The organism is Vescimonas sanitatis, from assembly GCF_049060325.1.
Taxonomy (GTDB): domain Bacteria; phylum Bacillota; class Clostridia; order Oscillospirales; family Oscillospiraceae; genus Vescimonas; species Vescimonas sanitatis.
The window spans coordinates 92,029-105,304 of sequence record NZ_JBMGPW010000001.1 but is presented as its reverse complement, the minus strand read 5'-3'; the positions used below and the strand labels follow the sequence as shown (position 1 = coordinate 105,304).

At 64.8% G+C, this 13,276-nt stretch carries 12 protein-coding genes; all 12 read right to left on the bottom strand.

The genetic code is table 11. The annotated features are described in order from the left end of the window. Nucleotides 1–12: 12 nt before the first annotated feature. The 12 genes from ACOMDU_RS00595 to ACOMDU_RS00540 all read right to left on the bottom strand — a co-directional run bounded on the left by ACOMDU_RS00595 (nucleotide 13) and on the right by ACOMDU_RS00540 (nucleotide 13,191). The gene (locus tag ACOMDU_RS00595; RefSeq protein ID WP_421128936.1) at nucleotides 13–1,461 is read right to left on the bottom strand and encodes a DUF1538 domain-containing protein; all 1,449 of its coding nucleotides are present in this window, start codon (nucleotides 1,459–1,461) and stop codon (nucleotides 13–15) included. A gap of 288 nt (nucleotides 1,462–1,749) precedes the next feature. After that, on the bottom strand, nucleotides 1,750–2,235 hold the full coding sequence (ispF, locus tag ACOMDU_RS00590) for a 2-C-methyl-D-erythritol 2,4-cyclodiphosphate synthase (RefSeq protein WP_421128568.1): 486 nt from the start codon (nucleotides 2,233–2,235) through the stop codon (nucleotides 1,750–1,752). Next, the gene (gene ispD / locus ACOMDU_RS00585; protein WP_421128935.1) at nucleotides 2,232–2,972 is read right to left on the bottom strand and encodes a 2-C-methyl-D-erythritol 4-phosphate cytidylyltransferase; all 741 of its coding nucleotides are present in this window, start codon (nucleotides 2,970–2,972) and stop codon (nucleotides 2,232–2,234) included. The genes ispF and ispD overlap by 4 nt, the downstream gene beginning before the upstream one ends. Nucleotides 2,973–2,974: 2 nt before the next feature. Then, nucleotides 2,975–3,466: a CarD family transcriptional regulator gene (locus tag ACOMDU_RS00580; protein WP_421128567.1), complete on the bottom strand. Its 492-nt coding sequence runs from the start codon at nucleotides 3,464–3,466 to the stop codon at nucleotides 2,975–2,977. Nucleotides 3,467–3,594: 128 nt separating this feature from the next. Continuing rightward, nucleotides 3,595–4,989: an aminopeptidase gene (locus ACOMDU_RS00575; RefSeq protein WP_421128566.1), complete on the bottom strand. Its 1,395-nt coding sequence runs from the start codon at nucleotides 4,987–4,989 to the stop codon at nucleotides 3,595–3,597. Beyond that, on the bottom strand, nucleotides 4,986–6,608 hold the full coding sequence (locus ACOMDU_RS00570) for an L-threonylcarbamoyladenylate synthase (protein WP_421128565.1): 1,623 nt from the start codon (nucleotides 6,606–6,608) through the stop codon (nucleotides 4,986–4,988). Before ACOMDU_RS00570 ends, ACOMDU_RS00575 begins: the two co-directional genes overlap by 4 nt. A 56-nt stretch (nucleotides 6,609–6,664) precedes the next feature. Next, a complete protein-coding gene (locus tag ACOMDU_RS00565) occupies nucleotides 6,665–7,303 on the bottom strand; it encodes a lactate utilization protein (RefSeq protein ID WP_421128564.1) in 639 nt (212 codons plus the stop codon). Between the two features lie 2 nt (nucleotides 7,304–7,305). After that, the gene (prfA, locus tag ACOMDU_RS00560; RefSeq protein WP_421128563.1) at nucleotides 7,306–8,376 is read right to left on the bottom strand and encodes a peptide chain release factor 1; all 1,071 of its coding nucleotides are present in this window, start codon (nucleotides 8,374–8,376) and stop codon (nucleotides 7,306–7,308) included. Between the two features lie 9 nt (nucleotides 8,377–8,385). Next, nucleotides 8,386–8,874, bottom strand: coding sequence for a flavodoxin family protein (locus ACOMDU_RS00555; RefSeq protein WP_421128562.1), 489 nt, complete (start codon nucleotides 8,872–8,874; stop codon nucleotides 8,386–8,388). Nucleotide 8,875: 1 nt separating this feature from the next. After that, nucleotides 8,876–10,783, bottom strand: coding sequence for an ABC-F family ATP-binding cassette domain-containing protein (locus ACOMDU_RS00550; protein WP_421128561.1), 1,908 nt, complete (start codon nucleotides 10,781–10,783; stop codon nucleotides 8,876–8,878). Further along, a complete protein-coding gene (locus ACOMDU_RS00545; protein ID WP_421128560.1) occupies nucleotides 10,784–12,133 on the bottom strand; it encodes a UDP-N-acetylmuramoyl-tripeptide--D-alanyl-D-alanine ligase in 1,350 nt (449 codons plus the stop codon). Continuing rightward, nucleotides 12,130–13,191 (bottom strand): D-alanine--D-alanine ligase family protein, encoded by a 1,062-nt coding sequence (locus tag ACOMDU_RS00540; RefSeq protein ID WP_421128559.1) that lies wholly within the window; start codon nucleotides 13,189–13,191, stop codon nucleotides 12,130–12,132. The genes ACOMDU_RS00545 and ACOMDU_RS00540 overlap by 4 nt, the downstream gene beginning before the upstream one ends. Between the last annotated feature and the right edge of the window lie 85 nt (nucleotides 13,192–13,276).

The window sequence follows — 13,276 nt, the reverse complement described above, 5'->3', positions numbered from 1 at the left end:
ATCTCCACCTCCTCAGCACAGCTCGATAAGCTCCTCCACCGCCACAGGCGCGGCAGGAGCAGGTGCGCGGCGCAGCTTTCTCTGATAGCTCAGGCCCAGCAGCTGTATGGTCACCAGCGGCGTCATGGCCACCATCGCCACCACACCGAAAGCGTCCGTCACCAGATTGCCGCCCACAGCGTCGCAGGCGCCCAGGGCGAAGGGCAGCAGGAACGTAGCCGTCATGGGTCCGGAGGCCACGCCGCCGGAGTCGAAGGCCACGGACGTAAAGATCTGCGGCACCACGAAGCTCAGCGCCAGACTCAGCACATAGCCCGGCACCAGGAACCACATGATGGAGATACCCGTCAGCACCCGGATCATAGCCAGCCCCAGCGAGATGGCCACGCCCACAGACAGCGCCAGGTTCATGGCGTGAGCCGGGATGGAACCGGCGGTGATCTCCTCCACCTGCTTGTTCAGCACATGGACAGCCGGCTCCGCCTGTACGATGAAATAACCGATGACCATAGCAATGGGGATAAGTATCCAATTATAGGTATGGCTGGCGATGCTGCCGCCCAAAAAGCTGCCCACGGGCATAAATCCCACGTTCACGCCCATCAGGAAGATGGTCAATCCTATGTACACATACACCAGACCGATGACCATGTGCAGTATCTCCTTGCGCTTGAGTCTGCGGGTCACCAGCTGGAACAGGATCAGGAAAGCGCCGATAGGCAGCAGCGCCGATGCCGTCTCCTTCAGATAGTGAGGTATCTCGCTGAGATACAGATCGAACATCTCCACCGTGTCCTTGGCATCCGGCATGACCGCCGCGGTGTAGGCGCTTCCGTCCGGCTTATACAGCAATCCAAGGATCAGCACCGTGATGATCGGCCCGATAGAGCACAGCGCCACCAGGCCGAAGCTGTCGCCCCCTGCCTGCTTGTCGCTTCGCACGGCGCACACGCCCACGCCCAGTGCCATGATGAACGGCACCGTCATGGGTCCAGTGGTCACGCCTCCGGAGTCAAAAGCCACCGCCCAGAAATCCGGCGACACGAACATCGCCAGACCGAATACGATGGCATAAAACCCGATCAGCAGCCACCGCAGCTGGATACCCAGCACGATACGCAGCAGGGCGATGACCAGGAACACACCCACGCCCACCGCCACGGACCAGATGATCACGTTGTTCTCAATGGCCGGTACCTGGTTGGCCAGCACCTGCAGATCCGGCTCCGCCACGGTAATGATCATGCCGATGAGGAAGCCCACCACCGTGATGATCCACACCTTCTTTCGCCGTGTGATCTCGGAGCCTACCGCCTGTCCCAGCGGGATCATGGACATCTCCGACCCCAGCGTGAACAGTCCCATGCCGGCGATCAGCATCACGCCGCCCAGCAGGAACGCCACCATGGCGTTGTTGGGCACCGGTGCAATGGTGAAGCACAGCACCAGCACGATAAGCATCACCGGCAATACCGATGTCAGCGACTCGTGCAGCGGTTTTTTGAATACAGCAAAGACGTTTTCCGCCTTCTGCCGTTTTTTACGCAGTCTCGCCTGCTCGTCCTGAATAGTCCTGTGGCTCAAGTCTACCTTCCTTTCCTCGTCCTCCATAGCCTATACCAAAAAGCGGCGCATCTGTCCGTATCGGGCAGACACGCCTCCGCATCTTAACAGGTATATTGTACCATATGTTCACTTTTGGCACAACCCCACCGCTGTTAATAATGTGTGAAGATTGCACCGGGTTTTTTACGCCGTTTTCTCCACCAGCGCCGCCGCGTGGGCCGCTATGCCCTCGCCGCTGCCGGTAAAGCCCAGTCCCTCCTCCGTCGTCGCTTTCACAGAGACACATCCCGCGTCCAGTCCCATGGCCGCCGCCAGTCTCTCCCGCATCTCCGGGATATAGGGTGCCAGCTTCGGCGCCTGCGCCGCCACCGTAGCGTCCACATTCACAATGGTCCAGCCCGCCTCCGCCAGCACCGCCGTCACCTGCCGCAGCAGCGCCGTGCTGTCCGCCCCGGCGTAGCGCGCATCGCTGTCCGGAAACAGCTTGCCGATGTCCCCCAGCGCCGCCGCACCCAGCAGAGCATCCATCACCGCGTGGGTCAGCACGTCCGCGTCGGAGTGCCCCAGCAGCCCCTTCTCAAAGGGCACCGTCACCCCGCCCAGCACCAGGGCGCGGCCCGGTACCAGCCGGTGTACGTCATAGCCGTATCCAATGCGCAGATCCGTCATGCTCTGTTCTCCCTCTCCCGCAGGAATGCCTCTGCCATGGTCAGGTCCTCCCGCGTGGTGATCTTGATGTTCTCCCGCCAGCCGGGGGCCAGCCATACCTCCTTGCCCAGCCGTTCCACGGCGGAGCAGTCGTCCGTGATGTCCGCCCCGGCCTGAATAGCCGACTGCAGAGCAGCCTTCAGGATGTTCGCCTGAAACACCTGTGGCGTCTGTACGGCGTACAGCGTTTTCCGGTCCGGCGTGGACTGCACCAGCCCCGCCATATCCGCCACCTTCACCGTGTCTGTCACCGGCAGCGCCGGCGCGGCGGCATAGGTCCGCTGTCCCAGCCGCACCATGTCGTCCACCTGCTCCGGCAGGATCAGCGGCCGCGCGCCGTCATGCACCGCCAGCAGCTCGCAGCTGTCGCCGGCCGCCAGCGCCGCCAGCAGCACCGACTGAGCGCGGCTCCCGCCGCCCTCCACCACGCGCAGCGGCGTTTTGACATTCGCCCCGGCACACAGGGCCGCGATCTCCTCCAGTCGCTCCGGGCTTACCGCCACCACGATCTCGTCGATCAGCGCCGCCTCATCCAGCGCCCGCAGCGTCCGCAGCAGCACCGGCACGCCGCACAGCGGCGCCGTCAGCTTATCCGTTCCGCCCATGCGCTCAGAGCGCCCCGCGGCAGGCACCAGCGCCGCGCAGCGGGGGTGCCGTTCCTTTTTCCGGTTTAACAGCTTATCAAAGAGCTTCCCCATCGTCACTCACACGCTCCCGTCATCACCGCGCCATCCAGCAGACGCTCCGCCTCTTGGTATCCGATCTCCCGCACCATCGCCAGCTCCGACAGCAGTATCTCCTTGGCACTGTGCAGCATTTTTCTCTCTCCGGTGGACAGTCCCCGCGCCGCCTCCCGCCGCATCAGAGACTTGACCACCCGTGCCACCTCCGTCAGGTCGCCGCTTTTCAGCCGCGCCATGTTCTCCCTGTAGCGGCGGTTCCAGTTGCGCTCCTCCTCCACCGTCAGCGATGGGATGGCCGAGAGCACCGCGTCCATCCTCTCCCGGTCATACAGCAGCCGCACACCGATGGCCTCGCAGTTATCAGTGGGCAGCTTCAGTACCAGTCCGCTGACGGCCTGGCGAAATACATAATACGTCCGCGCCGCGCCGTACAGCAGCTCCTCCGTCACGTTCTCGATAACGCCCGCCCCGTGCATGGGGTGCACCACCCGCTGACCGATGCCGTACATACCGCCGCCTCCCTTCCTGCTGTTCTTGTAGAAAATTATACCGTATTCCCCCACTTTTTACAAGGGATTTCCGTATCTTTCCCGTAAAAAGCACGGTCCCAGGCACTGCCTGGGACCGTGCTTTTCCGTTATCTCGCCTCGTACAGTGCCTTGCAGGCCCGGTACATCTCGTAGCAGTCCACCTTGGCCACCACCTCGAAGGGCGCGTGCATGCTCAGCACCGGCACGCCGGCGTCCAGCGTGGCGATGTTCCGGTTGGCCATATACTGTGCCACCGTCCCGCCGCCGCCGGCGTCGATCTTGCCCAGCTCGCAGATCTGCCACCGCACGCCCGCGCCGTCCAGCACCGCGCGCACATAGGCCACCGTCTCCGCGTTGGCGTCCGAGGAGCCGGACTTGCCCCGCGCGCCGGTGTACTTGCAGATACCCACGCCGTAGTTGACGAAGGCCGCGTTCTTCTTCTCGTACACATCGGCAAAGTTGGGGTCATAGGCCGCCGTCACGTCGGCGGACAGGCAAAAGGCGTTCTCAAAGCACGCCTTCAGCGGCACGTTCTGGCCGTCGCACAGGTCAGACATAAAGGCGTCAAAGGCCGCGGACTGCATACCTGTCACGCCCATGGAGCCGATCTCCTCCTTGTCCGCCAGCACGCATACCGCCGTCTTGTCCGGCGTTTCGATATCCAGCAGCGCCCGCAGCGCCGCGTAGCCGCACACCCGGTCATCGTGACCGTAGGAGCCGATCATGCTGCCGTCAACACCGATGTCCACCGCCTCCGCGGCGGGAACAGCCTCCAGCTCCGCGGAGGCGAAGTCGCTCTCCGTGATGCCGTACTTGTCGTGCAGCCGCTTCATCACGTGCAGCTTCACCCGGTCCTTGTCCTCGCTGTCCCCGATGGGCCGGCTGCCCACCAGCAGGTTCAGCGTCTCGCCGGGCACCGCCTCGTTCAGGGGCTTCCGGCCCTGTTCGCCGCCCAGATGGGGCAGCAGGTCCGTGATGACCAGCTGGGGCTCGCCCGCCTCGCCGATGCACACGTCTACCACGCTGCCGTCCTTCTTGGCCACCACGCCCCGCAGCTGCAGGGGGATGGTCACCCACTGGTACTTGCGGATACCGCCGTAGTAGTGGGTCTTGAAATATGCCATCTCGCTGTCCTCATACAGCGGCGTGGGCTTCAGATCCAGCCGCGGCGAGTCGATATGCGCCGCCGCGATCTGCGCGCCCTCGGCCAGACTCTCCTTACCGATGACCGCCAGCATCAGCCCCTTGCCCCGGTTGCAGGTGTACACCTTATCCCCGGCCTTCAGCGCCATGCCGCGCTTATACTGCACAAAGCCCTTCGCCTCTGCCGCGGCGATAGCCGCCCGGGCGCTGAGCCGTTCTGTCTTTCCCTCGTTCAGAAACGCCTTGTAGTCCGCGCAGTAGGCCTCCATCTCCGCCAGCTGCGCCTCGCCCAGCGTATCATACCCGTTCTTGTCGTTCCGCAGCAGCTGCTCCCGCAGCGCCTTCATTTCCTCGCTCATGCTCGTTCCTCCTTCAATATCGTCTCCAGCGCCCGCCGTGCCTTTTCCGTAAAGGCCGCCGCGCTGCCGCAGTCGTTCACCAGCACGTCCGTGCACCGGGCCCGGTAGAACGCTTCGTCCTTCTGTGCCCGCACCCGCAGCCGCGCGTATGCCTCCGGTATGCCGTCCCGTGCCATGATGCGCGCCACCCGCGTCTCCGCCGGCGCGATCACCGCCACCGTCCGCCGACACATTCCGTCCAGCCCGCTTTCGATCAGGTTGATGGCGTCGATGCCCACCACCGCCGCGTCGCTCTCGTCCATCCGCCGCCGCAGCTCCCGGGGCAGCCGCGCATAGATGATCCCGTTCAGCGTCTCCAGCGCCGCCGGATCGCCGAATACGAGGTTCCCCAGCTTCTGCCGGTCCAGACCGCCGTCCGCCGCGAACACCGGGCCGAACGCCCCGGCGATGGCCCCCCGCAGCGCTCCGTCCGTCCGCAGCAGCTCATGGTAGATGGCGTCGCAGTCCAGCACCAGCCCGCCCAGCTGCTCCAGCGCCCGCAGGGCGCTGGTCTTGCCCGCGCCGGTAGGCCCCGTGAAGCCGATGACCAGCGGCGACGCGTCCACCGTGTGGAACCCCGCCGCCTTTTTCAGCCGGTTGCTCACCGCCAGTCCCAGTCCCGCCTCGTCCGGGCACTGGGCATAGATGGCCGTCACCTCCGTCTCGTCGAAGGTCCGCAGCGCGTCGAACACGCGCTGTGCCTGGGCCAGCTTGTCTCCTGCCGGTCCCAACCGATGTACAATGTGCCCCGCGAACAGCGGCGCGTACTCGTCAAAGCAGATGACCCCGGCCCCCGCCGGCAGGTGCGCCGCGATGTACGCCGCGCTTCGCCGCGGCGCGCCCGTCACCACCGTCACGGCAGCCCGGGGCGCGTAGTGCCGGTACTTCATTCCCGGTGCCTTGGCCTTCTCCCCGTCGGGCAGCTTCTGCCGCACGGCCTTGTCCACGGCCACCTCCCCCAGCACCGCCTCCAGTGCCTCCAGCGGCAGTCCGCCGGGCCGCAGCAGCCGGGGTGGCTGCACCGTCAGGTCGAGGATGGTGCTCTCCACCCCCACGGCGCAGGGGCCGCCATCCACAATGCCGTCGATCTTCCCCATCATGTCCTCCATCATGTGGCGGGCACAGGTGGGGCTGGGACGGCCGGAGGTATTCCCGCTGGGGGCGGCCACCGGCGTGCCCGCCGCGGCGATGATGGCCCGCGTCACCGGATGGTCCGGGCAGCGGACGCCCACAGTATCCAGCCCGCCGGTGGTCCGCAGGGGCACGCAGTCCCGCCGGGGCAGGATCATGGTCAGCGGCCCCGGCCAGAACCGTTCCGCCAGCGCATAGGCCGTGTCAGGGATATCTGCACAGCAGCGCTCCAGCCAGCCCGCGTCCGGCACGTGCAGGATCAGCGGGTTGTCCTGTGGCCGTCCCTTAGCCTCGAAAATACGGCGCACCGCGTCCTCGTTGAGCCCGTCGGCCCCCAGTCCGTATACCGTCTCCGTGGGGATCCCCAGCAGGCCACCCCGGCGAAGGATCGCCGCCGCCTCCGCGATGGCGTTTTTGTCCGTTTCCGGATGGAATATGATGGTCTCCATCACCCGAACCTCGTTTCTTCTGCTCTTTTATTCCGCCGCAGCGGCAAAACATCCCCTTACAGCCCCAGGTCCTCCCCCACGAGGATGACCTTGATACGCTCATGCACCATAGAGTTCCTCGTCACCACCACATAGGAACAGATGCAGTCCGGACTGGTGCAGTCACCGCACTGTCCGGTCAGGCCGCAGGGCGTCTTGATACCGAACCGCTGCGCGTTGGCCGGCGCGGCGATGTTCCGGGCGCGGGCAATGGCGTCGTCCAGCGTGCCCAGCACCTTGTTCATACCGGCGATGACCAACACCTGCCGGGGTCCATAGCACATGGCCGCCACCCGGTTGCCCATGCCGTCGATATTCACCAGCTGCCCATCCTTGGAGATGGCGTTGCTGCTCATCAGGAACGTGCCGCAGTTCAACGCCTGGTGCATCAGCGCCTGCTTCTCCGCCGGGTCCTTAGCGGTATCCCGGTCGATGAGGGTATAGCCCTCCTGCGCCAGCCGCTGCTTCAGCCCCAGCTCGTCCACGGTCATCACGCCGCCCCAGGATACACTGTCCGTCTTGGGGATCAGCTCCAGCGCCTTCTCCACGGCCTCGGCAGCGGTGGAACAGTAATAGGCGTCAAAGTGCCGCTTCTTCATAGCCTCCACCGTCTTGGGGCCGGACAGGTCATACATTTTCTTCTTATTCTCGTTCATGGTCAACTCTCCTTTCCCTCCTGCAGCCGTTGGGCCTGGTCGTTCAGGGTCAGCGCATCGATCATACCGTCCAGATCACCGTTAATGATGGCCGCAATGTTGAAGTTTTTATTGTCTCCCGTCAGCCGATGATCCGTGACCCGGTTCTGCGGGAAATTATACGTTCTGATCTTGCCGCTTCTGTCGCCGGTGCCCACCTGGCTCTTCCGTGTGGCGGCGATGGCGGCGTTCTGCTTCTCCTGCTCCGCCTCGTACAGCTTCGAGCGCAGGATCTTCATGGCCCGATCCTTGTTCTTATACTGGCTGCGCTCATCCTGGCACTCCACCACCACGCCCGTGGGCAGATGGGTGATACGTATGGCGCTCTCCGTCTTGTTCACGTGCTGTCCCCCCGCGCCGGAGGAACGGAACGTGTCGATCTGCAGGTCCTTGGGGTCGATGGAAAACTCCACCTCCTCCGCCTCGGGCATCACCGCCACCGTGGCGGCGGAGGTCTGGATGCGCCCGGAGGACTCCGTCTCCGGCACCCGCTGCACCCGGTGTGTCCCAGCCTCGAATTTCAGCCGTGACCAGGCGCCCGCGCCCTCGATCTCGGCGCTGACCTCCTTCACGCCGCCCAGCTCCGTCATGTTCTCACTGACGATGCTCAGCGTCCAGCCCCGGCGCTCGGCGTACATGGTGTACATCCGCAGCAGGTCGGCGGCGAATAGTGCACCCTCCTCCCCGCCGATACCGGCCCGTATCTCCAGTATCACGTTCTTCTCGTCATTGGGGTCCCGCGGCAGCAGCAGCCGCTTCAGCTCCTCCTGCAAGCGCTCCATATCCCCCTTCGCCCCAGCCAGCTCCTCCTGTGCCAAAGCCCGCAGCTCCGGGTCAGACAGCATCTCCTCCGCCTCCCGGGCGGTGTCCTGCGCCCGCAGATACGCCTGCCAGCATTCCACCACCGGTGCCAGCTCCTTCTGCTCCCGGCGCAGCGCCGTCAGCTTCTCCCGGTCCGTATATACCGCCGGGTCCGCCAGCTGCTGCTCCACCTCTGTCAAATGCGCCGCAAGGGCGCTCAGCTTCTCCTGCATGGTCCGTCCTCAGCCGTTCTCCAGCAGGCGGCGCACATTCTGGATAAAGTCGTTCCGCCAGAACTCATACCCCTCGCTGTCCGGCCGCAGCGACACCGCCAGCCGGTGGGCCTGCCCGGTGTACATATCCATCTGGTCATAGACCTCCTCACTGCGCTGGGTGGTGCTCCGCGTGACCACGTAGGCCACGTTTTCCATCTCCAGTCCCCGCCGCTTCAGCAGCGCACGAATGGGGCTGGCGCACCGCCCCGCCCACACCGGGCTGCCCACGATCACCAGTTTGTACGCGCCCAGCGGCTTCTCCGTCTCAAAGGGCTGCAGGGGCCGGGTGGACGTCTTCATGGCGTCCATGCCGCAGCGCATATATCCCCGCCAGCCGCTGCGGTCGCAGTCGTCGGTGATGGCCGTGATCTCCGCGCCCAGCGCCTCGGCGATCTCCTTGACCGCCCGGCGGGTATGCCCGGTCCGGGAATAGTAAATGCACAAAATATCACTCATGTTATCGCTCCTCCTGTTCCTCGGCCTGCAAGCTCAGTTCTTCCCAGCGCTCCATCTCCTGCTCCAGCCGCTTCTGCACGTCCTGCTGTTCCTGATACAGCGCGTTCAGCTTCTCCGCGTCGCAGGCATTCTCCGCCATCTCCGCCTCCAGCCGCGCGCTGTCCGCCTCCAGCCTGGCGATAGCCGTCTCGCAGATGGTCAGCTGCTTTTTCGCCGCCTGCTGGGCCCGGTTGCCCCGGCTGCCGTTCTTTTTCGGCGCAGCGGACTGCGCCTGTACCGCGGCCGCCGCGGCGGCGCGTTCCTCCTCCTTGGCCTGCCGGTACTGTGCAAAGCCCATGGGATAGTCCGTGATGACGCCCTCGGCCAGCTCCCACACGCGGGTGGCGAACCGGTTGATGAAATACCGGTCGTGGCTCACGAACAGCAGCGTCCCGTCGAAGGCCTCCACCGCCTGCTCCAGCCACTCCCTCGAGTCGATATCCAGATGGTTCGTCGGCTCGTCCAATATCAGCAGATTGATGCTCTCGTCCATCAGCATACACAGCCGCAGGCGGCTCAGCTCGCCGCCGGACAGCACGCTGACGCTCTTGAACACATCCTCTCCGGTGAACTGATACGCCGCCAGCCGGTTCCGCGCCGACTGCGGCGTGATGTCCAGCTCATAGAGCATCGTGTCCAGTATGGACCTCTCCGGGTGCTCGAAGTGTATCACCTGCGGCAGATACGCCGCCTTCACCGCCGGCCCCAGCCGTATAACGCCGCTGTCCGGGCGTTCGCTGCCGGTCAGCATATTCAGCAGCGTGGTCTTTCCCGTGCCGTTCTCGCCCAGCAGAGCGATGCGCTCGCCCCCCTCGCACCGCAGATACACATCCTCAAACAGCCGCTTCTCGCCGAAGGCCTTGCTGACGCCCTTGATCTGCAATACCTCGTCGCCCTTGAACTCCCGGCTCTGGAAGCGCGCCTCCAGCTTCCGCGCCTTTGTGGGCTTCTCCGTGGTCCGCATACGCTCGATGCGCTTCTCCATGCTGAAGGCCCGCTTGTGCAGCGCGTCGTTGCCCATGAAGGCCCACAGGTGCATCTGCTCCGCCGCCTTTTCCAGCTGCGCGATCTTCGCCTGCTCCTTCAGGTACTGCTTCATGCGCTCCTGATACCGCCGTTCCTTCTCGATGGCATAAAAGCTGTAATTTCCGCTGTAAAACTCCGCTTTTCCGTCCTGTATCTCGATGATCCGCGTCACGGTCCGGTCCAGGAAATACCGGTCATGGCTGATGGTCAGCACCGTGCCCCGGAACCTCCGCAGATACCCCTCCAGCCACTCCGTGGCCTGCAGGTCCAGATGGTTCGTGGGCTCGTCCAGCAGCAGGATGTCCGTATCCTCCAGAATGAGCCGTCCCAGGTTCACCCGGGTCTTCTCTCCGCCGGACAAACACGCGAATTCCCGCTGCCGCATTTCCCTCGGGATGCTCAGGCCGTTGGCCACCCTGTTCACCGCCGTCTCCGTGTCCCAGCCGCCCAGTCCCTCGAATTTGGCGTTCAGCTCACCGTACCGCCGCAGCGTATCCGCGCCGCTGTCCCCCTGCTCCATCCGCAGGGCCAGCGCATCCATCTCGTCCTTCATCCGAAACATCCGCGCGAAGGCCGTCTGCAAAACGTCCTCCACCGTGTACCCCTCCGGATACACGGGGATCTGCGAGATCAGTCCCACCCGCCGTCCGGCGGCGATCTGTACCTCTCCCTCGTCCGGCTCCAGCTCCCCGGTGAGCATACGGAACACCGTGGTCTTCCCGGCGCCGTTCCGCCCCAGCAGTCCCACGCGCTCCCCGCTGTCCACCTGAAAGCTCAGTCCGTCCAGTATTCTCTTTTCCAGATCAAAGGACTTCACCAGCCCTGTAACGCGAATGTCGACCATTTACTCTTTCTCTAATTCCTTTACGATGTTCTCAAAATGCATGGCGCGGGACGCCTTCACCAGCACCGCCGTCCCCGGGGTGAACCGCGCCCGTACAGCGGGCATGGCCTCCTCCACGGTGGCAAACCACCGGGCGTCGGGGTCGGTCTCGGTCAGGGATCTCATCTTCTCCCCCACCGCCACGGTCTCGATGCCCAACTCCCGGCACAGCGTCCCCATATCCCGGTGGGCCTGGGCCGTCAGCGCACCCAACTCACCCATGTCGCCCAGCACCGCCAGGCGCTTTTTCTGCCGGCTGGCAGCCAGCATACGGATGCCCTCCGCCATGGACTGCGGATTGGCGTTGTAGCAGTCGTCGATGACCAGCCGATCCCCGTCCATACGGATCAGGTGCATCCGGCTCCCCACCGGCGCATAGGCCGCCGTCCCCGCGGCGATCTCCGCCGCCGTCAGGCCCAGCCGCTCGCCGATGGCTGCCGCCATGGCCATGGGATAGACCATGTGCCGCCCCGGCGCCGCCGTCTCCAGCCGATAGGCCGCCTGTCCCGTGGTCACGGTGCAGGCCACGCCCTCCAGCCCCCGGTCGTCGATGTCCGTAACGCGGACCTCGCAGTGCTCGCCCTCGCCGCAGCGCAGGATGCTCTGTGGCAGCGTCACCGTGTTCAGCAGCTCGTCGTCGCCGTTGAGCACCGCGACGCCCTCCGGGGTCAGATTTTCAAATATCTCACACTTGGCCTGCAAAATGCCCTGCCGTGTGTTGCCCAGATTTTCGATGTGGGCGTCGCCCACGTTGGTGATAACGGCGATATCCGGCCGTACCATCTCGCCCAGATACCGTATCTCCCCAAAGTGGTTCATGCCCGTCTCGATCACCGCCGCCTCGTGCTCCGGCATGAGCCGCAGCAGCGTCAGCGGCGCGCCGATGTCGTTGTTGAGGTTCCCCTCCGTCCGCAGCGTCTCGTATTTCTGCGTCAGCACTGCGGCGATCATCTCCTTGGTGGTCGTCTTGCCCACGGAGCCGGTCACCTGTACCACCGGCAGCCGGAACTGCCCCCGGTACCAGGCGGCCAGCGCCTTCAGCGCCAGCCGCGTGTCGGGCACCTGAATGTAAAACTTCCCCGGCAGCAGCGCCTCCGGCGTCTTTGCCGTCAGGCATCCCGCCGCCCCGGCCTCCAGCGCCTTTTCGATATAGGCGTGGCCGTCGAAGCGTTCCCCCACCAGAGGGATGAACAGCGCTTCCTGCGGCACGCGGCGGCTGTCGGTGGTCACGTCGCGCACCGCCGCGCCGCTGCTCTGCAGCACCGTGCCGCCCACCGCGGCGCAGATGGTCTGTACCGTCAGCGGCATCATGCCCGCGCCGCCTTTCGCGCCGTCAGCGACAGCTCCACGATCTTCTCGCACAATTCGCCGTAGTTCAGTCCCACCTGCGCCGCCTCCTGGGGCACCAGACTGGTAGGCGTCATGCCCGGCAGGGTGTTGATCTCCAGGCACCAGGCCTGACCGTTCTCGTCCAGAATGAAGTCCGAACGGGAGTACACGCTCAGCCCCAGCCCCTTGTGCAGCTTCAGGGCCATCTCGCCCACCTGCTTCCACGCCGCGTCCGTGATAGGCGCGGGGCACAGCTCCACCGCGCCGCCGGCCTGATACTTGCTCTCATAGTCGAAATAGGCGCCCTTGGGGATGATCTCCACCGCCGGCAGATAGCCGTCGCCCAGCACGGCGATCTGTATCTCCCGACCCTTGATCTTCTGCTCCACCACCACATGGTCGCCGTAGCGCAGCAGGTCGCGCAGGGCCTTCTCCAGCTGTTCCTTCGTGTCCGGCAGCGCCACACCGATGGAGCTGCCGCCGTTGACGATCTTCACGGCACAGGGCACCGGCAGCTCCTCCGCCAGCCGGGGGATATCGCTCTCGGTATAGTGGATGTCGTGCCACGGAGCCGTGCGAATACCGAGAGAGTCCATCATCCGCTTCGTCACGGATTTATCCATGGCCATGCCGCTGCCCAGATACCCGGATCCGGTGTAGGGCACGCCCAGCAGATCCAGCGTGGCCTGTATGCGGCCGTCCTCGCCGCAGCTTCCGTGCAGCGCCAGAAATACCACGTCCGCCATGCGGCACACGGTCAGCACGTCCTTGCCCAGCAGGCTGGGGCTCTGGTCCCTCCGGCTGCGGCGCACCGCCTCCAGGTCCGGCTCCACGCGCTCCACCCGGCTCTGGCCGCACAGGCCGTCCGGCGCGTCAAAGATATCCTCCAACGCGCCCTCGTAGTCCTCCAACCCCAAAAACATATCCACCAGAATGGCCTTGTGTCCCCTCTCCCGCAGCGCCCTGCACACGCCGGTGCCGCTGGTCAGCGCCACCTGGCGCTCTGTGGACAGTCCGCCCGCCAATACCACGATCTTCATAAGCGTACCCTCACTTTTAGGCGGCACAGCGAAAAACGGCCCTGTGCCCCCATGATTTGATATATTATTATAGCACAGCGCCCCG